Annotated in this window: 20 protein-coding genes; 11 read left to right on the forward strand and 9 right to left on the reverse strand. The window is 70.6% G+C overall.

Annotation, left to right across the window (positions count from 1 at the left end; genetic code table 11):
- Window position 1: 1 nt before the first annotated feature.
- Entirely contained in the window at window positions 2-1435 is a 1434-nt protein-coding gene (locus CQ042_RS10370) for a sulfatase (RefSeq protein ID WP_105670401.1), read from the reverse strand.
- Between the two features lie 108 nt (window positions 1436-1543).
- Between CQ042_RS10370 and CQ042_RS10375 the strand changes: the two genes are divergently transcribed.
- The 5 genes from CQ042_RS10375 to CQ042_RS10395 all read left to right on the forward strand — a co-directional run bounded on the left by CQ042_RS10375 (window position 1544) and on the right by CQ042_RS10395 (window position 7198).
- On the forward strand, window positions 1544-3478 hold the full coding sequence (locus tag CQ042_RS10375; RefSeq protein WP_105670402.1) for a DUF2264 domain-containing protein: 1935 nt from the start codon (window positions 1544-1546) through the stop codon (window positions 3476-3478).
- Window positions 3479-3630: 152 nt separating this feature from the next.
- Window positions 3631-4230 carry a dihydrofolate reductase family protein gene (locus tag CQ042_RS10380; protein ID WP_105670403.1) on the forward strand — a complete coding sequence of 200 codons (600 nt, stop codon included), beginning with the start codon at window positions 3631-3633 and terminating at the stop codon, window positions 4228-4230.
- A 94-nt stretch (window positions 4231-4324) separates the two neighbouring features.
- Window positions 4325-4714 (forward strand): helix-turn-helix domain-containing protein, encoded by a 390-nt coding sequence (locus CQ042_RS10385; RefSeq protein ID WP_105670404.1) that lies wholly within the window; start codon window positions 4325-4327, stop codon window positions 4712-4714.
- 1 nt (window position 4715) lies between these two features.
- Window positions 4716-5693, forward strand: coding sequence for an SRPBCC family protein (locus CQ042_RS10390; RefSeq protein ID WP_105670405.1), 978 nt, complete (start codon window positions 4716-4718; stop codon window positions 5691-5693).
- Window positions 5694-5845: 152 nt separating this feature from the next.
- Window positions 5846-7198, forward strand: a complete 1353-nt coding sequence (locus tag CQ042_RS10395; RefSeq protein ID WP_105670406.1) for an FAD-dependent oxidoreductase — start codon at window positions 5846-5848, stop codon at window positions 7196-7198.
- Here CQ042_RS10395 and CQ042_RS10400 read toward each other — a convergent pair.
- A complete protein-coding gene (locus CQ042_RS10400) occupies window positions 7189-7908 on the reverse strand; it encodes a Pr6Pr family membrane protein (protein ID WP_105670407.1) in 720 nt (239 codons plus the stop codon). The two genes, CQ042_RS10395 and CQ042_RS10400, sit on opposite strands and share 10 nt — an antisense overlap.
- A gap of 65 nt (window positions 7909-7973) precedes the next feature.
- Window positions 7974-8537, reverse strand: coding sequence for a TetR/AcrR family transcriptional regulator (locus CQ042_RS10405; protein WP_181157530.1), 564 nt, complete (start codon window positions 8535-8537; stop codon window positions 7974-7976).
- Between the two features lie 37 nt (window positions 8538-8574).
- Between CQ042_RS10405 and CQ042_RS10410 the strand changes: the two genes are divergently transcribed.
- Complete coding sequence (locus CQ042_RS10410; RefSeq protein WP_258132220.1) at window positions 8575-9759, forward strand: FAD-dependent oxidoreductase; 1185 nt, start codon at window positions 8575-8577, stop codon at window positions 9757-9759.
- 21 nt (window positions 9760-9780) lie between these two features.
- Here the strand turns inward: CQ042_RS10410 and CQ042_RS10415 are convergent, their stop codons facing one another.
- From CQ042_RS10415 to CQ042_RS10425, 3 genes are all read right to left on the reverse strand, one after another.
- Window positions 9781-10587, reverse strand: coding sequence for a ribonuclease H (locus tag CQ042_RS10415; protein WP_105670409.1), 807 nt, complete (start codon window positions 10585-10587; stop codon window positions 9781-9783).
- 34 nt (window positions 10588-10621) lie between these two features.
- The gene (locus CQ042_RS10420; protein WP_105670410.1) at window positions 10622-11404 is read right to left on the reverse strand and encodes an ABC transporter ATP-binding protein; all 783 of its coding nucleotides are present in this window, start codon (window positions 11402-11404) and stop codon (window positions 10622-10624) included.
- A 77-nt stretch (window positions 11405-11481) separates the two neighbouring features.
- Window positions 11482-12438, reverse strand: a complete 957-nt coding sequence (locus tag CQ042_RS10425; RefSeq protein ID WP_105670482.1) for an ABC transporter substrate-binding protein — start codon at window positions 12436-12438, stop codon at window positions 11482-11484.
- Between the two features lie 40 nt (window positions 12439-12478).
- Here CQ042_RS10425 and CQ042_RS10430 point away from each other — a divergent pair, with 40 nt between their 5' ends.
- The 3 genes from CQ042_RS10430 to CQ042_RS10440 are packed head-to-tail and all read left to right on the forward strand — an operon-like array spanning window position 12479 to window position 15373.
- On the forward strand, window positions 12479-13528 hold the full coding sequence (locus tag CQ042_RS10430) for an iron ABC transporter permease (protein ID WP_105670411.1): 1050 nt from the start codon (window positions 12479-12481) through the stop codon (window positions 13526-13528).
- Window positions 13525-14574, forward strand: a complete 1050-nt coding sequence (locus CQ042_RS10435; RefSeq protein WP_105670412.1) for an iron chelate uptake ABC transporter family permease subunit — start codon at window positions 13525-13527, stop codon at window positions 14572-14574. The genes CQ042_RS10430 and CQ042_RS10435 overlap by 4 nt, the downstream gene beginning before the upstream one ends.
- On the forward strand, window positions 14567-15373 hold the full coding sequence (locus tag CQ042_RS10440) for a siderophore-interacting protein (RefSeq protein WP_105670413.1): 807 nt from the start codon (window positions 14567-14569) through the stop codon (window positions 15371-15373). Before CQ042_RS10435 ends, CQ042_RS10440 begins: the two co-directional genes overlap by 8 nt.
- Before the next feature lie 23 nt (window positions 15374-15396).
- Here the strand turns inward: CQ042_RS10440 and CQ042_RS10445 are convergent, their stop codons facing one another.
- The 3 genes from CQ042_RS10445 to CQ042_RS10455 form a co-directional block, all read right to left on the reverse strand.
- A complete protein-coding gene (locus CQ042_RS10445) occupies window positions 15397-15642 on the reverse strand; it encodes a hypothetical protein (protein ID WP_105670414.1) in 246 nt (81 codons plus the stop codon).
- 84 nt (window positions 15643-15726) lie between these two features.
- On the reverse strand, window positions 15727-16032 hold the full coding sequence (locus tag CQ042_RS10450) for a protealysin inhibitor emfourin (RefSeq protein WP_105670415.1): 306 nt from the start codon (window positions 16030-16032) through the stop codon (window positions 15727-15729).
- Window positions 16007-17077 carry a M4 family metallopeptidase gene (locus CQ042_RS10455; protein WP_105670416.1) on the reverse strand — a complete coding sequence of 357 codons (1071 nt, stop codon included), beginning with the start codon at window positions 17075-17077 and terminating at the stop codon, window positions 16007-16009. The genes CQ042_RS10450 and CQ042_RS10455 overlap by 26 nt, the downstream gene beginning before the upstream one ends.
- A 139-nt stretch (window positions 17078-17216) precedes the next feature.
- Between CQ042_RS10455 and CQ042_RS10460 the strand changes: the two genes are divergently transcribed.
- Window positions 17217-18449, forward strand: a complete 1233-nt coding sequence (locus CQ042_RS10460) for a hypothetical protein (RefSeq protein ID WP_105670417.1) — start codon at window positions 17217-17219, stop codon at window positions 18447-18449.
- A gap of 67 nt (window positions 18450-18516) precedes the next feature.
- A complete protein-coding gene (locus CQ042_RS10465; protein ID WP_105670418.1) occupies window positions 18517-19725 on the forward strand; it encodes a hypothetical protein in 1209 nt (402 codons plus the stop codon).
- Window positions 19726-19777 lie beyond the last annotated feature (52 nt).

Below are 19777 nucleotides of genomic sequence, written 5' to 3' on the forward strand. Positions count from 1 at the left end.
GTCAGCTCGCGGCGGAGAACGCCTCCCGGAGCGCCGCGAGGCCCGCGAAGTCGTCGCCGACGTCGTGGAGGACTGTCATCAGCCGGTCGGCGAGCCGCGCTGCGCCTTCCGCGTCTGGGAGGCTGCGGAGTTCGTACGGGTCGTCGGTCAGGTCGAAGTACTCGAGGCGCAGACCGGCGGACGGATCCCAGGTCGCGATGAGCTTGTCGCAGCGGGTGCGGATGCCACGGGCGCTGCTGTCGTCGCCGCGCGAGGGATAGCGGTAGTAGAGCGCCTCCGGATCGGCTGCCTCCGGGGTGGTCCCGCGGAGCGCCCCTGAGCTGTCCCGACCGGCCATGGCCGACGGGATCGCCCGATCGAGACCGGCGAGGCCCAGCAGGGTCGGAGCGAAACCCAGGGAATCGATCAGCTCGCCGCTCTCCCCTTCCGGAATCGTCCCCGGGGCGTGGACGATCAGGGGGATGCGCATCGACTCCTCGTATCCCACGTTCTTGTACAGGAGGCCCTGGCTGCCCAGCTGCATGCCGTGGTCGGAGGTGAACATCAGCACGGGCGAGGGAGCGCTCGAGCCGGCCTCCTCGCGGAGGGCGTCCAGAGCCGCGACGAGGCGGCCGATCTGGGCGTCGACCCCGGAGACGGCGGCGAAGTAGTCGGCGGCGATGCCGGCGGCCTGGTCCACGGCGACCGCCGCATCAGAGCCGGGCGAGGCATCGCGGGGCACGTTGGGACGGGTGAGCAACTGCGCGGAGTCGCGATCGGCGTAGAGGGCGCGATACTCATCCGGCACCTGATCGAAGGGCTGATGGGGCGGATTGAGCGAGACCATGAGAGCGAACGGCGCGTCATCCGTCCGTGTCGTGCGGATGAAGTCGATCGCCACGTCGATCTCGTGCTCCGCCGACCACTGCTCCACATCGATGCGCTCGCCGCGTTCCGCGTCTCCACGCCAGTAGTGGGGTGCCAAGTGCCGATCGGCGGCCCCGTAGGAGTACCAGAAGTCGAAGCCGAAGCGGCGTGCGGGCGGTGACCACGCATCCCAGACCTTGCCGTCGGAGCGCCGTCCCTCGCCGTGAATCTCGTCTTCGGGAGTCGGCTGCTCCAGGTGCCATTTGCCGATGTAGCCCGTCCGATATCCGTGCGATCGGAGGATGCTCGCCCAGGTCGGGAGGTCGTCGCGCAGTCCGACCCCGTCCGTCGCCGTCTCGGAGTTGAGATTGAGGGTGACGCCGTTGTCGGCGGGACGCAGGCCCGTGAGGAACATCGCGCGGTGCGGGCTGCACACGGGGTAGCAGCTGACCGCATGGCGCACGAGGCGGCCTTCGCGTGCGAGGCGGTCCAGGTGCGGCGTCGTGACGGGATCCTCGCCGAGCAGTCCCAGGGCGGACGCGCGGAACTGGTCGGCCATGACGACGACGATGTGGGGGTGCGCGGGCATGTGTGCTCCTCTGTGCAGTGACTCGCCTCGATCCAAGCGGGCACGCACCGGAGGAATCAACGTCCTTTGGTCTGTAATCCTCTGCTCCGCGGCACGCACGATGGAGGGATGCCCCGCCTTCTCCGCCCCTCACCGCACTGGATGCCCGACCTCGACCACGAGCTCTCGCCCTACACCGGGTACGCCCGCGCGCATTGGGAGGCCGCGGCCGATCGGCTGCTCTCCTCCGCTCGCGCCCACGCCCTGGAGGGCGGGGCGCTCGTGGACTTCGCGGGGGACGGGTCGTCGTCTCCCGTCGATCGGCTGGAGGGGTTCGCGCGGACGTTCCTGCTCGCCGCTCTGCGGATCGCCGGTGCTCCGGCGCACACCGGCAGCGAGGCGGCGCACTGGCGTGAGGCGTTGAGACGCGGTGTGGCGGGGCGGCTCTGGCCGCGCCTGTCCGACCACAGCCAACCCACCGTGGAGGCTGCGGCCGTCGCGATCGGCCTGCACGTCGCGCGGCCCCAGCTCTGGGAGCCCCTGGACGACGCCACGAAGGCGGGGATCTGCGCGTGGTTCGACGATGCGGCGGGCACCTGGTGCGCCGACAACAACCATGTGCTGCTCGGCGCGACGCTCGCCGCCTTCACGACGAGCGTCGGGCTCCGGGATCGGCGGGCGCTCGTCGAGAACGCACTCGACCGCATGGAGGACTGGTACCGCGGCGACGGCTGGTACACCGACGGTGACGGTCGGCGGTTCGACCACTACAACGCCTACGCCTTCCACTGGTACCCGTTCTTCATCGCCCGGATGCTCGGCACGCGTCTGGATGACCGCCGAGCGGAGTACCGGAAGCGGCTGGGGGCCTTCCTCGTCGGCTATCAGCATCTGTTCTCGCGTGACGGTGCTCCGGTGCTGATGGGACGCTCGCTCATCTATCGCTGGGGAGTCACCGCGCCGTTCTGGATGGCGCGGTGGGAGGGGGTGGACGCCCTCCCGCTCTCGCGGATGCGACGGATCGCCAGCGGCACGCTGCGGCACTTCACCGACCAGGGGGTGCTCGACGACGGCATCCTGTCCCTGGGGTGGCGGGCGGCGCCTGCGGCTGACATCGTGCAGTCGTACAGCGGATCCGGGTCCCCGTACTGGGCGAGCAAGGGCTTCCTCGGGCTGCTCCTCGCGCCGGACGACGCGATCTGGACGGACACGGAGTCGCCGATGCTCTCGGAGCACAGCGATGTACGCGTGAGCATCCCTGCTCCACGCTGGCTGGTGGAGAGCCGCGACGGGCTCGTGACGCTGCACAACTTCGGCAGCGACGGGCATCCCACCCGCGATGACCATCTGTACCGCCGGCTGCAGTTCTCCACGGCGACCGCGCCGGTGTGCGGGGAGGGGCAGCGGGACTGCGACCTGACGATCGAGGGAGCCGTGCATCGAGCGGCGTCGACCGCGACCGTCACGCCGCGGGGAGGTGCCGTCACGCGCGCCCTCGATGCGGCAGGGCGCCAGGTCGAGACCGCGGTCTCGGCCCACGTGGGCGACGACGCGACGGTGTACGTCGCCCGGGTGCGAGGTGCCGCGGGCCTGCGGCTGACGGTGAGCGGTGCGGCGGTGTCGTGGGAAGAGGACGACGACCGTGGTTCGAGCGTGCAGGTGTCTTCCGACCGCGCGGCTGCGGTCGGCGCGGCCGGTGTGTGGGCCGGGATCCGCTGGCTCGGGGCCTGGAGCGCGACGACGGGATCGGACGCGGAAGGCAGTGGCGCGCCGCTGCCGGTGGAGGCCGGGATCGAGAGGGTCGCGGGTGGCACGGCGCTGGGAGAGCATGCTGCCTACCCTCGGGTGACCACGGCGCCGGTGCGCGGAGACGTCGTCATCGCCTGGCAGTGCGCTCTGCGCCGGGATCGCGGCTTCGAGGCCCTGACCGCGGACGCGGCCGACGTTCGCGTCGCCGAGGACCACGTGCGATTGACGCTGAACGGAGAGGAGCAGGTCTTCCGCTGGTCGGCATCGGAGACCTTCGACGGGGACCGCCACGCGCAGCGTGCATTCCGGCCCTGAGTCCGGTGCAAGGAGACGGCGCGATGTGTCCGACGCCGCCCGGGCGCGCTCATCGGTCTGCACTTGACACCACTTCATCCGTAGTACTACTTTCATATCCAGACGCCAACTACAGCCATAGTGGTTGCAGACAGCACGCCGAGGAGCACCCCATGACGGCCACCCGCAGACTCACGTACTTGATAGCAGCGTCCCTCGACGGCTTCATCGCCGGGCCCAGCGGCGACGATCCCACCGGGCCTGACGGATTCTGGCCCGTGACCGACGACTACATCCGATTCCTCACGGAGGAGTACCCCGAGACGCTGCCGTCCGTCGCCCGCGAGGCGCTCGGCATCACGGAGCGCGGCTCGCGATTCGACACGGTGCTGGAGGGTCGCCGCACCTACGAGATCGGGCTCGCGGCGGGTGTGCCGAATGCGTATCCGCACTTGCGGCACCTCGTGTTCTCGACGACTCTCGAGACGCTCCCCGACCCCGCCATCGAACTCGTCCGGCACGACCCGGTCGAGCGCGTCCGCGCCTTGAAGAACGAAGCGGGAGGCGGGATCTGGCTCATCGGAGGTGGTGCGCTCGCAGCCGCACTCCGTTCCGAGATCGATGAGCTGGTCGTGAAGCTCAGCCCCCTCACGATCGGAACCGGAATTCCTCTCTGGGGAGCAGACGCGACGTTCGAACCGACCATGTGGACACGGGCCGGGGTCACACCCTTGCCCGGCGGAACGACCGTCTTGCACTTCACGCGGGCGTGACGAGCAAGAGGACGACGTTTTCGATGTGGACCGGCTGGTCCGATCCGCGGGCGCCCCTTGACATCCCCTCCGCCCAGGCATAACGTACAACCAAATGGTTACACAACGAGAGCTGAGCGAAGCGGAGGTCGACCGTGTCTTCCACGCACTGGCGACGTCGACCCGGCGCGACATCCTGCGCCGGACGATCGAGCGGGAGCAGTCCGTCTCGACCCTCGCCTCCGAATACGCGATGTCGTTCGCCGCGGTGCAGAAGCACGTCGCCGTGCTGGAGGCCGCGAACCTCATCGTCAAGCGCGCCGAGGGACGCGAGCGGCTCGTCCGCGCGAACCCCGAGATGATCGCCCGCGCCAGGGCGCTCCTCGCCCGATACGAAGAGCTGTGGCGGTCGCGCATCGCCCGGCTCGACGACCTGCTGGCCGAGACGCCTCGGTCCGGGACATCCGACAACAGCGACACCACGAAGAACGAACAAGGAGACTGAAATGCCTGTCACCGACGTCACCACCGATGCCGAGAACCTGACCATGACCGTCGTCGCCGATTTCGCCGCGCCGGTCGAGCGCGTCTGGAGCGCCTACTCCGACCCGCGTCAGCTCGAGCGCTTCTGGGGCCCTCCCGGCTGGCCGGCCACGTTCACCGCCTGGGACCACACGGTCGGCGGACGCGCGGTCTACTCGATGAACGGTCCGCGCGGCGAGAAGTCCTCCGGGGCCTGGGAGTTCGTCTCGATCGACGCGCCGCACAGTTTCGAGGTCATCGACTCGTTCGTCGACGAGAGCGGCAAACCGCTCGACGGCTTCCCGGCCCAGCGGATGTCGTTCTCGTTCGACTCGACCCCCGACGGCACCCGCATGATCACGACGAGCCACTTCGACTCGGTCGACGCGCTGGAGCAGGTCGTCGAGATGGGCCAGGTCGAGGGCATCAAGATGGCCATGGCGCAGCTCGACGCCGTGCTGCAAGACCTCCGCGAGTACGCACAGGGCAAGGGCACGCGCGTGGAGCTGCTCGACGACACCCACGTGCGCATCACCCGCCTGGTCGAGGGGCCGCGCGAGCTGGTCTGGCGCGCCCACTTCGAGCCCGACCTCATCCGCAAGTGGATGCTCGGTCCCGACGGGTGGGAGATGACGGAGTGCGTCGCCGCGACCGAGGTGGGCCAGTCGTACCGGAACTCCTGGGCGCCGGTCGGCGACACCGAGGGGCAGCCGTTCGGCTTCGAGGGGGAGGCGCTCCTGATCGACGCCCCGCGCCGCGCGGTCAGCACCGAGCGGATGCAGGGCCTGCCGACCGAGACCCTCAACGATCTGAATCTCTACGAGGAGGACGGCGCGACGCTGGTCACGCTGCTCATCGAGTACCCCGACAAGGAGACGCGCGACATGATCCTCGCCACCGGCATGGCCGACGGCATGGAGTCGTCGTTCGCTCGCCTGGAGCGGGAGCTGCTCTCGGTCTGAGCGCGGCATCCGTCGTCGCTGCAGGCCCTCACGCTGGATCAGGCGGTTCTCCGAGGAGACCGCCTGATCCGGCGTTTTCGCCTGCGCCGGCGAGTCCGACAACCGGCGCCCGACAGGCGGAACCCGGCTGCGCGGGATAAAGTGGCGACACGATGAGGATCACGCGCCGCACTCTGCTCCTCGGCGCCGGAGCCGGCGTCGCTTCGGTGCTTCTCGCCTCCTGCACGCCGGAACCCGCGCCCACGCCGACGCCCACCCGCACGCGCGAACCCGAGCCTCCGCCCGGCGTCCCCGCCGCAGCCGGCAGCATCCGCAGCACCTGGACCACCGACCCCTTCGCGCTCGGCGCCGCCAGCTTCACACCCGTCGGCGCGCTCGCCGGCACGCGTCTCGCGCTGGGCAAGCCCGTCGACGGACGTCTGTTCTTCGCGGGCGAGGCGACCGATGAGGACGCCCCCGGCACGGTGCGCGGCGCGATCAGCTCGGGCGCGCGCGCGGCCGAAGAGCTGCTGATCCCGGCGACCTCGGGGGAGCGGATCGCGGTCGTGGGTGCAGGGCTCGCCGGGGCCACGGCCGCCGCGATGCTCGCCGAGGGCGGCATGCAGGTGACGGTCTTCGAGGCCAGAGACCGCGTCGGCGGACGGGTCTACTCGCGTGTCGACGATACGTGGCCGCTGCCCGTGCAACTCGGCGCCTGGCTCTTCGGCGCCGACGATGCCGAGGTGCTCGAACGGATGAGCAGCGGAGAGGTCGGCGTCGTCGAGCTGGCCGGTGAACTCTGGCGCAGCCCCGAAGGCGACACCGACCCGGTCGATCCCCAGCCGTTCGACGCGGCGATCACGACGGCGCAGGCCGCCCCCGAAGACTCTTCGGTCACCGATGCCCTGACCGCTGCGGGCGTCGACCCTGCTGACCCCGCGACCGCGGCCCTGCTCGCGATCCTCGCCGCCCGCACCGGCGCGGGCGCCGACGAGCTGTCGAGCTGGTTCGCACCGCCGCTGCCCACGGATGACCTGAAGGCCGCGACCGACGACGTCACGCCGTTCATCGAGCAGGCACTCGACGGCGTCGAAGTGGGGCTCAACTCCCCTGTCGCCCGCCTCGCATACGACGACACCGGGGTGAGCGTCCGCCTCGGCACCGGGGAGGCGCTGTCGTTCGACCGCGTCATCGTGACCGTGCCGCTCGGTGTGCTCCAGGATCGCAGCATCGAGTTCGACCCGCCCCTCCCGTTCTCCAACCGGGGGGCGGTCTCGGCGCTCGGCATGGGCGCGATCGAGACCGTCTGGCTCCGGTGGGACGAGCCGTTCTGGGACGACGAGCATGCGATCTGGCACGCTGTCGGTGCCGACGTGGTGATCCCGACCTGGATCAACCTGCGCCCCGCGACCGGTGAGAACGTGCTCGTCGGCATCGTCGGAGGGGCCGCAGCCGCGGAGTTCGCGGGGCTCGACGAGGAGGAGGCGATCGAGGCCGCACTCGCCTCGCTCGCGCTCTACGTCTGACCCACGCGCTCGCCGATCCGCGCCGCGTCCGGCGCGCTCGGACTCTCCTCGGCATCCGTACGCAATCGCCGCGGCAGCGGCATCCGGCTGATGAGCACGAGCAGGGTGGCCACGACCGCGAACGTGCCGAGGGCGATCGCGGACGACGCCACGAACTCCATCGGCCCGCTCACCTGCCGCGGATCGAGGAAGTAGTACGGATACCAGCCGATCAACGGCCCGCGGATCATCGTGGCCACGCCCCAGAGCACCGGGTAGGCGAGTGTCACCGGGATCACCCTCCACGGAACGGAACGGTGCCCCGGTGCCAGTGCCCACGCGGCGACCGTCACCGCGGGAAGCCAGAAGTGCAGCACCTGATCCGACCACGGCACATCGATGCGGATGCCGCGGATCCCGGCCTGCCAGACGAGGATCGCGAACACCAGTCCCGCCGTGATCGTCCAGGTCAGGACGAGCGCCAGAGCGACGGTGAGCCACCGCGGATCCCTGGCGCGGCGCAGCGCGATGATGCCGGCGATGGTCAGGAGCACGACGAACGCGATGTTCGACTGGTTGGTCAGGTACGCGAAGAAGTTCTGGCTCGCGATGGTGTTCGACGCGAGTCCCCAGCTGAGCCGGTGGATGAGCGCCACCAGGCAGACGGCGGCCGCGCCGAGGCGGAGCAGGCCGAAGACGGTGCGGGCCTTCACCGCTGCGTCACCACCCATTCCGTCATCCGCCGAGTCTACGGATCAGATCTCCGAGCTTCCGCCGTGTCGCGGGGGATCGGCGGTCATCGGATCATCGAGAGGAGGAGGCGGCCGGCATCGTCACGGGAGAGTCCGGCGAACATCGGCAGCGCCAGCACGTAGCGGCCGAAGAGGAATCCGACGATCGCGACCGCCATCCTGCGCGCCTGCTCGCGACCGAAGTCGTCGACGAGCGGCTCGTAGACGGAGGCCTGGATGTAGGCGGTGATCGAGGCGGCCGAGCCGTCGCGGGAGGCGAGTCGTCGTGCGAAATGCGCGAGGCGCGGGCCGTGCTCCGGATGCTCCCACACCGCGAGGATGCCGTGCGCCAGCCGTGAGGGATCGATGGGACCGTGGCCGTCGCGCCCGCGGGACAGCGCGATGACGTCGTGCGGGGCGGCCCGCAACGCGATCGCCGTCGCGACGAGCTCATCGCGCGACCCGAAATGATAATTGACCAGTGTGTGACTGACGCCCACCTCGGCGGCCAGTCGGCGTGAGGAGAGCGCGGCAAGATCTCCCCGCTCGAAGTGCTCCTGAGCAGCCTGCAGAAGCCTCCCGCGCACGGTCGACGGTCCGCGCGGGCGTCCAGCCGATTTATTGACCATGCTCGCATCGTCGCACCCGACGCACGACGCTTTCCCCATGGACACGCGAATCGACACCGACTGCGTCATCGCCGGAGGCGGCCCCGCCGGTCTCATGCTCGGACTGCTCCTCGCGCGTCAGGGGCTCGACGTCACCGTGGTCGAGAAGCACGCCGACTTCCTCCGCGACTTCCGCGGCGACACGATCCATCCCTCGACGCAGGAGCTTCTGGGCGAGATCGGCCTGCTCGACGAGTTCCTCGCGCGGCCTCACGCCGACATGTCGCGGGTCACGCTCAGCTGGCATGGCACCGAGCTCACGCTGGCCGACTTCTCCCACCTGCCGACATCGCGGAAGGTGATGACGTTCATGCCGCAGTGGGACTTCCTCGATCTGCTCGCCGGCGCCGCGGAACGGTTCCCCGGCTTCCGGCTGCTGCGGTCGACCCGCCTCGACGACGTCGTGCGCGAGGACGGACGGATCGTCGGCGTCACCGGCGCCGGGCCCGACGGGACGATCGAGGTGCGCGCCCGACTCGTCGTCGATGCTTCCGGGCGCGACTCGGAGCTCCGCGCCGCGGCCGGGCTGACGCCGGTCGGCGTGGCGGCGGCCATGGACGTGCTCTGGTTCCGGGTGCCGAAGACGGCCGGCGACCATCATCCGTTCATCCAGGCGGGGGCGGGCATGGTGATCACGATCGATCGCACCGACTTCTTCCAGAGCGCGCATGTGATCCCGGCAGGGACGTGGACCGGCTCCGCCGACGATCTGCGCCGGATGAAGGAACGCCTCGGCCGCATCTCCGCACGTCTCGGAGAGGCGACGGCCGACCTCGTCCCGGAAGACGTGCACCTTCTGCGGGTGCGCCTGGAGCGGCTGCGTCGATGGCACGTCGACGGGCTGCTCTGCATAGGAGATTCCGCCCATGCCATGTCCCCGGCCGGTGGGGTGGGCATCAACCTCGCCATCCAGGATGCCGTCGCCACCGCGCGCATCCTCGGTCCTGTGCTGGCCCAGCGCGTTCCGCGCCCCGCCGACCTGCGCAGGGTGCAGCGTCGCCGCGCCTGGCCGGTGCTCGTCACCCAGGCGGTGCAGCGCCGTCTGCAAGGGCCGGTGCTGTCATCGAGCGACGCGGGCTCCCCGCTGCCCCGAGCACTGCGGATGCTGCGCGATCACCCGCGACTGACGCGGATCACCGGGCGCTTCGTCGGGATCGGCGCGCGCCCGGAGCATCCGGGGTGAGGGCGACGCCTCGCCCGCGGGTCAGATCAGGCGACGAAGGGCTTCTTCGAGCGAGACGCCCTGGGACTCGGCGCGGTCGCGCAGCCGTGCGTGCTCGTCGGCAGAGAGCGGGATGCGCAGCTCGATCGGGTCGTCGTCCGGAGCGTCCAGGCCGTCGAGGAGATCGGAGGCCTCGGCCCACAGGGGCTCGGCCAGGCTCGCGGTTGCCGCCGGAGACGGAGCGGATGCCGCGGCCGCCGAGACCGTCGAGGTGCGGCGGTCGTCCGTCGTGACGGCGCGGGAGCCGCCGGTGCGCGCGGAATCCGGTGCAGCGGCGGATGCGGCGATCGGCGCCGACGCGGCCACCGCGCCTCCGGCATCCGTGGCGAGCGTGAAGCCGGGCCCCCTCCGCGGCTCCTGCTTCGCCTGGTACGCCTTGGCCGCGGCGTTCGCGCGCTCGTCGGCGGCCTCGTTGAGCGGGTGCCCGGCATGCCCCTTGACCCAGGAGAACTCGACGTCACGGCCACGGATCGCCTCGTCGATGCCCTCCAGCAGGTCGCGGTTGAGCACGGGTCCACCGTCGGACTTGCGCCAGCCCTTGCGCTTCCACCCCGGCATCCACTTCGTCACGGAGTCGATCACGTAGCGGCTGTCGCACTCGATCAGCAGCTTCTCGTCGGTGCCCGCCGTCGCGCGCAGCAGCTCGAGAACCGCCCGCAGCTCGCCCTGATTGTTCGTGCCGTGCGGGGAACCGCCGGCCGCCCAGTTATCGTCGTCGATGTACCAGGCCCAGCCGTTGGGGCCGGGGTTGCCCAGGGCGGAGCCGTCTGCGGCGGCGGTGATCGTCATCCTTCCACCGTAACGGTGGGCGACGAGCCCCTTCTCACCGGCGCACCACCATGGGGGTCCCGGTGACGGGGTCGGGGGTCACGACCGCGTCGATGCCGAACACCTCGCCGACGCGTTCGGCGGTGATCAGTGCGGAAGGGGTACCGGTGGCGACCACCCGGCCCTCCTTCATGAGCACGAGGTTGTCGGCGTAGCGCGCGGCCTGGTTGAGGTCGTGCAGCACGGCGATCACGGTCTTGCCCTGGCGGTTGAGGGTGCGCAGCAGATCGAGCAGCTCGTACTGGTGGGCGATGTCGAGGAAAGTGGTCGGCTCGTCGAGCAGCATCACCGGGGTCTGCTGGGCGAGCAGCAGGGCCACCCACACCCGCTGCCGCTGTCCACCGGAGAGCTGGTCGACGTAGCGCTCCGCGAGGTCGGCGGTGTTCGTCGCGGCCAGGGCGTCGCGCGTGGCCGTGTCGTCGGTGGAGGTCCAGCGCTGGAGCGCCGAGTGGTGGGGGTATCTGCCGCGTGAGACCAGATCGGCGACTCGCATCCCTTCGGGGGCGATCGCGTCCTGCGGCAGCAGGCCCATCCGTCGAGCGAGCTCCTTCGAGCCGTACTCGCCGAGCGCGCGGCCGTCGAACAGCACGTCGCCGGCTTCGGGCTTCAGCACACGGGCGAGGGTGCGCAGCACGGTCGACTTGCCCGAGGCGTTCGGGCCGAGGATGACGGTGAACGAGCCTTCGGGCAGCGCGAGGTCGACGCCGTCGACGACGACCTTGCCGTCGTAGGCGACGACGAGTCCGCGGGCTTCGACGGCCGGATGCGGCGTGGTCATGGTTCCTCCGGGTGTCCGAATCGCCCGAACCGCTCCGTTTCGCGGGGAGAAGGAGTCGTTCGGGCGATTCGAAAGGGTCAGCCGAGCAGGTCCTCGACCTGGTCGATCACCAGGTTCGCACCGATCACGCCGATGCCCACCATCCACGTGTCGTCCTCGACCTCGAACGCCTTGTCGCCGGCGGGTCCGGGCTGTGCGCCCCACAGGCCGGTGATCTGCGCCTGCGTGGTCGCGGTCGGGTCGCCGCCCGGGCTCATGTAGAACACCACGTCACCGTCGACCTGCTCGTAGAGCTCGGGGCTGAGCTCCATCATGGAGTACTCGTTCCAGTCACGGTCGGCACCGAGGTCGAAGCCCATGTCGGTGAGCAGCGAGCCCGAGAACGTGCCGGGGCCGTACAGACGGAAGTTGTCGGCGCGGAAGCGCACGATCGACGCGGTGGTGCCCTCGGCCCCGACCGCCTCGCCGACCTCGGCCGCACGGTCCTCGACGCCCTTGATGAGCTCGTCCATCTTGTCGCTCTGGTTCACGGCGGCGGCGGTCAGCTCGGCCTGCTCGGTCCAGTTGGTGCCGGTGTCCTCCGAGAAGACGGTGGGCGCGATCGCCGACAGCTCCTCGTAGAGCGCCTCGTGGCGCACCTTCGACCCGATGATCAGGTCGGGGGCGAGGTTCGCGATCGCGTCGACGTCGGGCTCGGCGATGAATCCGATCGATTCCGTGCCCTCGAGGTCGTCGACGAGATAGGCCGGGAAACCACGGCCGGCGCCGATCTCGGGGGCGCCGACGGGCGTGATGCCCAGCGCAACCAGGGCGTCCATCTGCGGGGAGTCGAGGACGACGATCTTCTCGGGAACCTTCTCGAAGTCGGTCTCACCCATCGCGTGCTCGACGGTGTAGCCGGCATCGTCTGCGGCGGGCGCGGATTCCTCGGCAGCGGGAGTGCTGGAGCAGCCGGTGGCGATCAGAGCGATCGCAGCCAGGGATGCGGCGGCGGTGGCGAGCGGACGGAATCGAGTTCGGAGAGGTCTGTTCACGTGCAACGACACTACCGATAGTTGGTTAGGCTAACCAAATATGAGTTCCGCACCCGCCGTCGTCGAGCGCCGTCGCGCTCCGGTCGCGGCGTCCCGACTCCCGATCTGGATCAGCATCGCGCTGGTGGCGGCCGTGCTGGCCCTCTCGCTGGCACTGAGCCTCGCCGTCGGTGCGCGCTTCGTGCCCCTCGACGAGGTCGTGCTCTCGCTGTTCGGCACGGGCGACCAGAACGTCCTCAACATCGTCGGCGAGCTGCGCGTCACCCGCACGGTGAACGCCGTGATCTGCGGCGTCGCCCTCGGCGCAGCGGGTGTTCTGATGCAGGCTCTCACCCGCAATCCGATCGCCGACCCCGGGATGCTCGGGGTCAGCGCCGGCGCCTCCTTCGGCGTGGTCGCGGGCATGAGCGTGCTCGGGGTGCTCGGCGTCGGCGGCACGATCTGGCTTGCTCTCGCCGGTGCCGCCCTGGCCTCCGCGGTGATCTTCTGGTTCTCCGGCACCCGGTTCGCCGCCGGTTCGCCCGTGCGGCTCATCCTCGCGGGAGTCGCCTTCTCCGCCATCCTCGCCGGTGTCTCGCAGGCGATCGTGCTGACCGACGAGACCGTGCTCGACGCGTTCCGGTTCTGGCGGGTCGGCTCGCTCACCGCACGGCCGGTCGAGGAGGCGCTGCCGCTGGTCGCGCTCATCGTGGTCGGCGTGATCCTCGCCCTGCTGCTCGGCCCCGCGCTGAACCTGATGGCGCTCGGCGACGACAGCGCCGTCGCCCTGGGGGTCAAGCCGGGGGTGGTGCGTGCGCTCGTGCTCGTCGCCGTCACGCTCCTGTGCGGCACGGCGACCGCGATCGCCGGACCCATCGCGTTCGTCGGCCTCGTCATCCCGCATCTGCTGCGCCGACTCGTGGGCCCCGACCTTCGCGTGGTGCTCCCGCTGTCACTGCTCGCGGCTCCCGCGATGCTGCTGCTGGCCGACACGCTCGGCCGCGTGATCGGCGGAGGCGGCGAGGTGCAGGTCGGCATCGTGACCGCGCTGATCGGCGGGCCGCTGTTGATCGGCTTCGTCGTGGGCAAGCGGACGTCGGGGCTGTCGTGAGTCTGCGCACCGAAGCCCTCACCGCCGATGACCGCGTGCTGCGCGGTGCGCGCTGGTCGTTGCGGTTCAGTCATCGCACGGCGGTCGTGTGCGGCATCCTCGCCGCTGCCCTGCTCGTGCTGCTGGTCGCCGCGCTCATGATCGGCGAGTACACCGTGACCCCGGTGGCGCTGATCGAGACGCTGCTCGGGCGCCCGCCGGAGCGGCTCGACGGATTCTTCGTGCTCGGGCGGCGCCTGCCGCGCAGCCTCGTCGCGATCGTGGTCGGCGCGAGCCTGGCCGTCGCCGGCGCCGTGTTCCAGAGCCTCACCCGCAACCCGCTCGCCAGCCCCGACGTGATCGGCATCAGCAGCGGCGCCTCGGTCGGTGCGGTCGTCGTGATGCTGGTGCTCGGTGGGTCCTTGGCGCAGGCGGCCCTCGGCGCCGTGGTCGGCGCCCTCGTGATCGCCGGGGTGATCGTGCTGTTCACCGCGCGATCCGGACTCCACGGCGTGCAGCTGATCCTCACCGGTGTCGCACTGTCGGCGACCGCCATGGCCGTCGTCGACTACGTGCTGACTCAGGTATTCGTCGCCAGCGCCACCACGGCGCAGACCTGGCTTGTCGGCTCGCTGCAGGGGCGCGGGTGGGGGGATCTCCTCCCGGCTCTGATCGCGCTGCTCCTGATCATCCCGTTGCTCATCAAGGCCGCGCCCGATGCTCGCATGATGGCGCTCGGCGACAGCGTCTCGACCGCGCTGGGCGTGCGGACCGTGCGGGCTCGGTGGATCCTTCTCGCCGCCGCCACGCTGCTCGTCGCCGTCGCGGTCGCCACCGCCGGTCCGATCTCGTTCGTCGCGCTGATCGCCCCGCACATCGCGCGACGTCTGACCGGCGCGACCAGCTTCCTCGCCTCGGGGCTCGTGGGCGCGCTGCTGCTGCTCACGAGCGACCTGCTCGCGCAGAACATCTTCCCGGCGCCGATTCCCGTCGGCGTCGTCACGATCACCGTCGGCGGCGCGTTCTTCCTGTGGCTGCTCTGGAGAGAGGGGGCTCGGCGTGGCTGAGCACACCGTCAACCGCGTCCGTCCTCCGCAGCGTCCTCGCCGCACCGGAGCCCGCGTCTTCGCCGCCAGGGTCACCGCGGTGCGCGATCTCACCCCGCACATGCGACGGCTCACGATCACGGCCGAGGAGCTCGCCGACTATGCGCCCGCTGGACCCGACGAGTATCTCGGTCTCCTGCTGCCGCGCGAGGAGAGCGCCCCGCTCGTGCTGCCCGTCAACGACGGCACGGAGAACATCCGCGCGGCGGTCGCGGCCATTCCCGAAGAGGAGCGGCCCGATCTGCGCTGGTACACCCTGCGCGACCACCGCCCCGATGACCGCGAGATCGACGTCGACTTCGTCGTGCACGGCGACGAGGGTCCGGGAACGCGATTCGCCGGGCGGGCGCAGGTGGGCTCGGCTCTCGGCATCCGCGAGTGCACGGCGCTGTATGCGCCTCTGCCGGAGACGCGTGCGCGGGTGATCATCGGCGATGAGTCGTCTCTCCCGGCGATCGCCCGCATCCTGGAGACGACCCGGACGCCCGAGACGCACGTCTTCATCGAGATCTCGGATGCCGCCGAGAAGCAGGATCTCTTCGGCCACGTCACCTGGGTCGAGCGTCGGGGGGAGGCCCCTGGTGTCCGGCTGCAGCAGGCCGTGCGGGCCGCCGACCTCCCCGAGGTGATCGACTACGCCTGGGTCTGCGGCGAGCGTCTCGCCGTGCAGGAGCTTCGCCGGTACCTCGTCGATCTCGGTGTCTCGAAGGATCGCATCACGTTCTCGGGGTACTGGCGGCTGGGCGAAGCCCGAGGCTGAGCCCGGGAGGCGACGGCGCTCGATCAGTCGTCTGCGGGATCGTCGTCCTCCGGAGCGGCGTTCTCGGTCGACTCGCCCTCGGGGGCGGGAGGTGCGACGGGGAACAGGACCGAGCTCAGATCACCGCTGGTCTCGGCGCCGAGGCCGATGGAGAGCGGATCGACGACGGGTGCGGTGTCGAGCACGTCCGCCTCGGAGCGCTCGAGCGGCTCAGAGGGCAGAACCCACTGGTTCTCTTCTTCTTCAGGCTTGTGCTGGAACAGTCCCATGGGTTCCATTGTGAACCCGTGCTCCCTCCGCGAGGCCGGATTCACACGGGATTGATCGGATGCCGCGGCTCGCGGTCGACGCCCTCAGCCCGAGGCTGCGCGCACCGCTTCGACGAGCGCACGCCAGGGGCCGTCGAGCGCGGAGTCCGGCAGTTCGCGCTCCCGACGCTCCGAAGGCGTGCGCGCCCGGATGCTCCACACGAATCGGTCGGCGCCGGAGCCGGCATCCGCCTCCTGGTCCCACGGGCAGCGGTCGATGAGATCGATCCACTCCACGGCGTCGTCGGACTCCGCTTCGACCCGCCACTGACGACGGATGCCGGCGATGCCTCCCGAGCGCACCACCGCGATCACGACCTGCGCGTCAGTCGGTGGAGGGGCCTCGCTCATCCTCATAGACTCCCACGGTCCTCCAGGCGCGTCGAGCCGCGGCGGCCGTGGCGGCGTCGATCGCGGTGGCCGTGGCGACCGTGGCATCGGCGAAGTCCGTGAAAGTCGCTGTGCTCGAGAGCCCCCCGGTGAGTGCCCGGTACCAGACGGTGCCCGCGCGCTCCCAGGCCTTGCCGCCGAGGTCGGTCGCGAACAGGGCGAACGCGCGATTGGGGATGCCGGAGTTGATGTGCACCCCGCCGTTGTCCTCGGTCGTGCGGACGAAGCCGCTCATGTGGTCGGGCTGCGGGTCTCTGCCGAGTTCGTCGTCGTCGTAGGCGGTGCCGGGCGCGATCATCGAGCGCAGGGCCGCACCCTCGACGGCGTCGGTGAAGATCTCGGCGCCGATGAGCCACGTCGCCTGGTCGGCGGTCTGGCCGAGGGCGTACTGCTCGGTCAGGGCGCCGAACACGTCGGCGATCGACTCGTTCAGCGCGCCGGGCTGTCCCTGGTACTCGAGGTTCGCGGTGTGCTGCACGACGCCGTGCGCGAGTTCGTGTCCGATGACCGTGAGCGAGCCGGTGAAGTGCTGGAACACCTCGCCGTCGCCGTCACCGAACACCATGCGCTCGCCGTCCCAGAACGCGTTGTCGTAGTCGATGCCGTAGTGCACGGTCGCGTCGAGGGGAGCGCCGGCATCGTCGAGGGAGTTGCGGTCGAACGCCGACAGCAGCATCTCGAACGTGGCCCCGAGTCCGTCGAAGGCCTCGTTGACGGCCGAGTCGTCGACCGGGGCGTCGTCTTCGCCGCGCACCACGGCACCGGGCAGCTGCTGCGTGTTGCCGGCATCGCTGATCGTGCGGTTCGGGGCGTCGGACAGCTGTGCCACGAGGTCGCCGTTCTCGTCGATCGACAGGTCGATGCGGGCGCGGAACGGCGGGCGACCGGCGGTCAGCGTCTGTCGCGCGGCGGCGGCGGCCTTGGGGAAGCGCCCCGACTCGGCCAGGCGCGCGAGCAGATAGGAGGGGACGACCCCCGGACATTCGACGGCTGCTGTGCTGCTCATGGTGCGACCCTACGCCGGGGTATGGACGTTCGAGAGCTTCGCGCGCCTGGCGGGTCGGACGGGAGACCTCGCCGGCATCCGGGCCTCCGCGGAAACCCGATTTGATAACGAGAATCGTTCTCAATAAGGTGACAGAGTCATGAACCTCCCTCCTTCGCATCGCACCGCCTCCGTCGCCGCCGCGCTCGCGCTCCTGCTCGGCGCCACCGCCTGTGCGCCCGTCGCGACTCCCCCGCCGTCGGCTTCCGCCGCGCCGGACGCGCACGGCATCGACGACGGCGGCGCCGCCGAGGTGCCCGCTCCGGCGACCGCCCTGGTGATCGCGGATCGACGTGGCGGCGTCACGCTGCTCGATCTCGACACCGAGGAGCGCTCCGAGCTCACCCGCGGCCGGCACGACGTCAGCGGTGTCTTCGGGGACGGGCGACTCGTCTACCGCGCCCTCGATGAGGAGGGCGCCATCTCCGTCGAGGTGATCGACACCGCCCGTTGGACCGTCCCGCACGGAGACCACACCCACTCCTTCCTCGGCCGGCCCCGCGTGCTCGGGGTGCTCGACGGCGAGGGCGACGTGCGCGTCGCCGGGGGAGGACGGCTGACCTCCGTGTCCTTCGAGGGAGGGGAGGTCGTCGTCATCGCCCACGACGAGCTCGCCTCGGCTCTGACGGATGCTCCTCGTGTGACGGCCGCCGCCACCGGGCCCGTCGTGCCGTTCGCCGGGCATCTGCTCATCCCCACCGGAGGCGAGACGATCGAGGTGCTCGACGTCGCCGGCGACTCCTCGACCGGCGACTCCTCGGCCGGCGCGGGCGCGGCGTGCGCCGAGGCGAGTGACGCCGACGTCACCCGCGTCGGGGTCGTGTTCACCTGCGGGGAAGGCGCCGTGCTGTTCACCCGCGACGTCGGTGGGGTCATCGCCGTCGAGACCGTCCCCCACCCTGAGGGAGCGACGCCGGCGATGCTGCTGTCCGGACGCCCTGATCGCCCCGATCTCGCCGGGACTGCGGGCGATCGGGGGGCCTGGCTGCTCGACGTGCGGCAGCGGCAGTGGATGCTGCTGCCCTCCGATGTGCCGCTCCTGCGTGCGTCCGCTCTCGGCGATGACGACAGTCGCACGGTCGCGATCGACGCCGAGGGACGCGTGCGGGTGCTCGCCGCGGATGGTGTGGTGCTCGTGCGCAGCGAGCCCGTACTGGCGGCGTCCGTCGCCGACTCCGCGTTGCGAGACCGCGTGCAGCTGATCATCGACGCACGCCATGCCTACGTCACCGACCCCGCGACCGGAGCCGTGCACGAGATCGACCTCGCCGATGGGCGCGTCACCCGCACCTTCGCCGAGCTGGACCCGTGGTTCGTCCAGCAGGTCGGCTGAACCCTCGACGCCCCCGATCGTCGTCGCGCATCCCGCGCACCCACCCAGAAGAAAGAGAGACCATCTCATGACCCGACCCCGCAGCCGCCTCGCGATCGGCGCCCTCGGCGTGATCGCCGCCATGGCGCTCGCCGGATGTGCGACCCCAGGACCCGACGCCGAGAGCGCCGATACCGCCGCATCGGAAGACCACCATGAGGGGGACACCCGCATCGCCGTGACGTACGACGGCGGCGTGCTCGTGCTCGACGGCGAGACGCTCGAGACCATCGACGGGGTCGAACTCGATGGTTTCCTGCGCGTCAACGGCGCCGGCGATCACGACGGTCACGTGTTCGTCACCGCTGAAGACGGTTTCCACGTGCTCGACACCGGTCTGGCCTCCGACGCCGTCGAGTTCACGGGCGAGGTGTTCCCCGCCGTCGCGGCCGGGCATGCGGTCCCGCACGCCGGCCGCACCGCGCTGTTCGACGACGGCACGGGTGAGGTGCGGGTGTTCGACACCGATGCCGTCGGCACCGGCGCCGAGCCCGAGGTCGACACGATCGCGTCGGAGGCCGCGCATCACGGCGTCGCGCTCGAGCTCTCCGATGGCACGGTCCTCGCCACCATCGGCACCTCCGAGGAGCGCACCGGAGTGCGGCATCTCGCCGCGGACGGCTCCGAGCTCGCTCGCAACGAGCAGTGCCCGAGCGTGCACGGAGAGGGCGCGCTGAAGGGCGAGGTCGTGATGTTCGGGTGCGAAGACGGCGTGCTGCTCTTCGCCGACGGCGCCTTCACCAAGATCGAAGCCCCCGACGAGTTCGGGCGCACCGGGAACGCCTACGTGACCGACACGAGCGCGATCGCGTTCGGCGACTACAAGACCGACCCCGACCAGGAGGGCTACCTGCTGACGAAGCTCGCCCGGATCGACACCACCGACCGGACGATGTCGATCGTCGACCTGCCGGAAGGCACGGAGTACACCTGGCGCGGCGTCGGCCGTGACGGACACGGCCACGTCGTGGTGCTCGGTGCCGACGGCTCCCTGTCGCTGCTGGACGAATCCGGTGCTCTCGTCGACGCCTGGGACGTCATCGATCCGTGGGAGAGCCCCACCGAGTGGCAGCAGCCGCACCCCGGATTGCACGTGGTGGGCGATATCGCCTACGTGACGGAGCCGGCGAAGGACCGCATCCTCGCGGTCGACCTGCACTCCGGCGAGGTGTCGGCGGAAGCGACTCTCGACGTCGTGCCGAACGAGTTCGTGGTGGTCGGCGCCGCCGGGCACTGAGCATCCATCCGGAGGGCGGGTCGCGAAAGCGGTCCGCCCTCCGGCGTGCCCG

It is taken from the genome of Microbacterium sp. MYb62 (assembly GCF_002979475.1).
Lineage (GTDB): Bacteria > Actinomycetota > Actinomycetes > Actinomycetales > Microbacteriaceae > Microbacterium.

Excerpts from the sequence above, each read along its gene's own strand:
- CQ042_RS10370 (WP_105670401.1), bottom strand. The coding sequence starts at position 1,435 with ATGCCCGCGCACCCCCACATCGTCGTCGTCATGGCCGACCAGTTCCGC.
- CQ042_RS10375 (WP_105670402.1), top strand. The coding sequence starts at position 1,544 with ATGCCCCGCCTTCTCCGCCCCTCACCGCACTGGATGCCCGACCTCGAC.
- CQ042_RS10380 (WP_105670403.1), top strand. The coding sequence starts at position 3,631 with ATGACGGCCACCCGCAGACTCACGTACTTGATAGCAGCGTCCCTCGAC.
- CQ042_RS10385 (WP_105670404.1), top strand. The coding sequence starts at position 4,325 with ATGGTTACACAACGAGAGCTGAGCGAAGCGGAGGTCGACCGTGTCTTC.
- CQ042_RS10390 (WP_105670405.1), top strand. The coding sequence starts at position 4,716 with ATGCCTGTCACCGACGTCACCACCGATGCCGAGAACCTGACCATGACC.
- CQ042_RS10395 (WP_105670406.1), top strand. The coding sequence starts at position 5,846 with ATGAGGATCACGCGCCGCACTCTGCTCCTCGGCGCCGGAGCCGGCGTC.
- CQ042_RS10400 (WP_105670407.1), bottom strand. The coding sequence starts at position 7,908 with ATGGGTGGTGACGCAGCGGTGAAGGCCCGCACCGTCTTCGGCCTGCTC.
- CQ042_RS10405 (WP_181157530.1), bottom strand. The coding sequence starts at position 8,537 with ATGGTCAATAAATCGGCTGGACGCCCGCGCGGACCGTCGACCGTGCGC.
- CQ042_RS10410 (WP_258132220.1), top strand. The coding sequence starts at position 8,575 with ATGGACACGCGAATCGACACCGACTGCGTCATCGCCGGAGGCGGCCCC.
- CQ042_RS10415 (WP_105670409.1), bottom strand. The coding sequence starts at position 10,587 with ATGACGATCACCGCCGCCGCAGACGGCTCCGCCCTGGGCAACCCCGGC.
- CQ042_RS10420 (WP_105670410.1), bottom strand. The coding sequence starts at position 11,404 with ATGACCACGCCGCATCCGGCCGTCGAAGCCCGCGGACTCGTCGTCGCC.
- CQ042_RS10430 (WP_105670411.1), top strand. The coding sequence starts at position 12,479 with ATGAGTTCCGCACCCGCCGTCGTCGAGCGCCGTCGCGCTCCGGTCGCG.
- CQ042_RS10445 (WP_105670414.1), bottom strand. The coding sequence starts at position 15,642 with ATGGGACTGTTCCAGCACAAGCCTGAAGAAGAAGAGAACCAGTGGGTT.
- CQ042_RS10450 (WP_105670415.1), bottom strand. The coding sequence starts at position 16,032 with ATGAGCGAGGCCCCTCCACCGACTGACGCGCAGGTCGTGATCGCGGTG.
- CQ042_RS10455 (WP_105670416.1), bottom strand. The coding sequence starts at position 17,077 with ATGAGCAGCACAGCAGCCGTCGAATGTCCGGGGGTCGTCCCCTCCTAT.
- CQ042_RS10460 (WP_105670417.1), top strand. The coding sequence starts at position 17,217 with ATGAACCTCCCTCCTTCGCATCGCACCGCCTCCGTCGCCGCCGCGCTC.
- CQ042_RS10465 (WP_105670418.1), top strand. The coding sequence starts at position 18,517 with ATGACCCGACCCCGCAGCCGCCTCGCGATCGGCGCCCTCGGCGTGATC.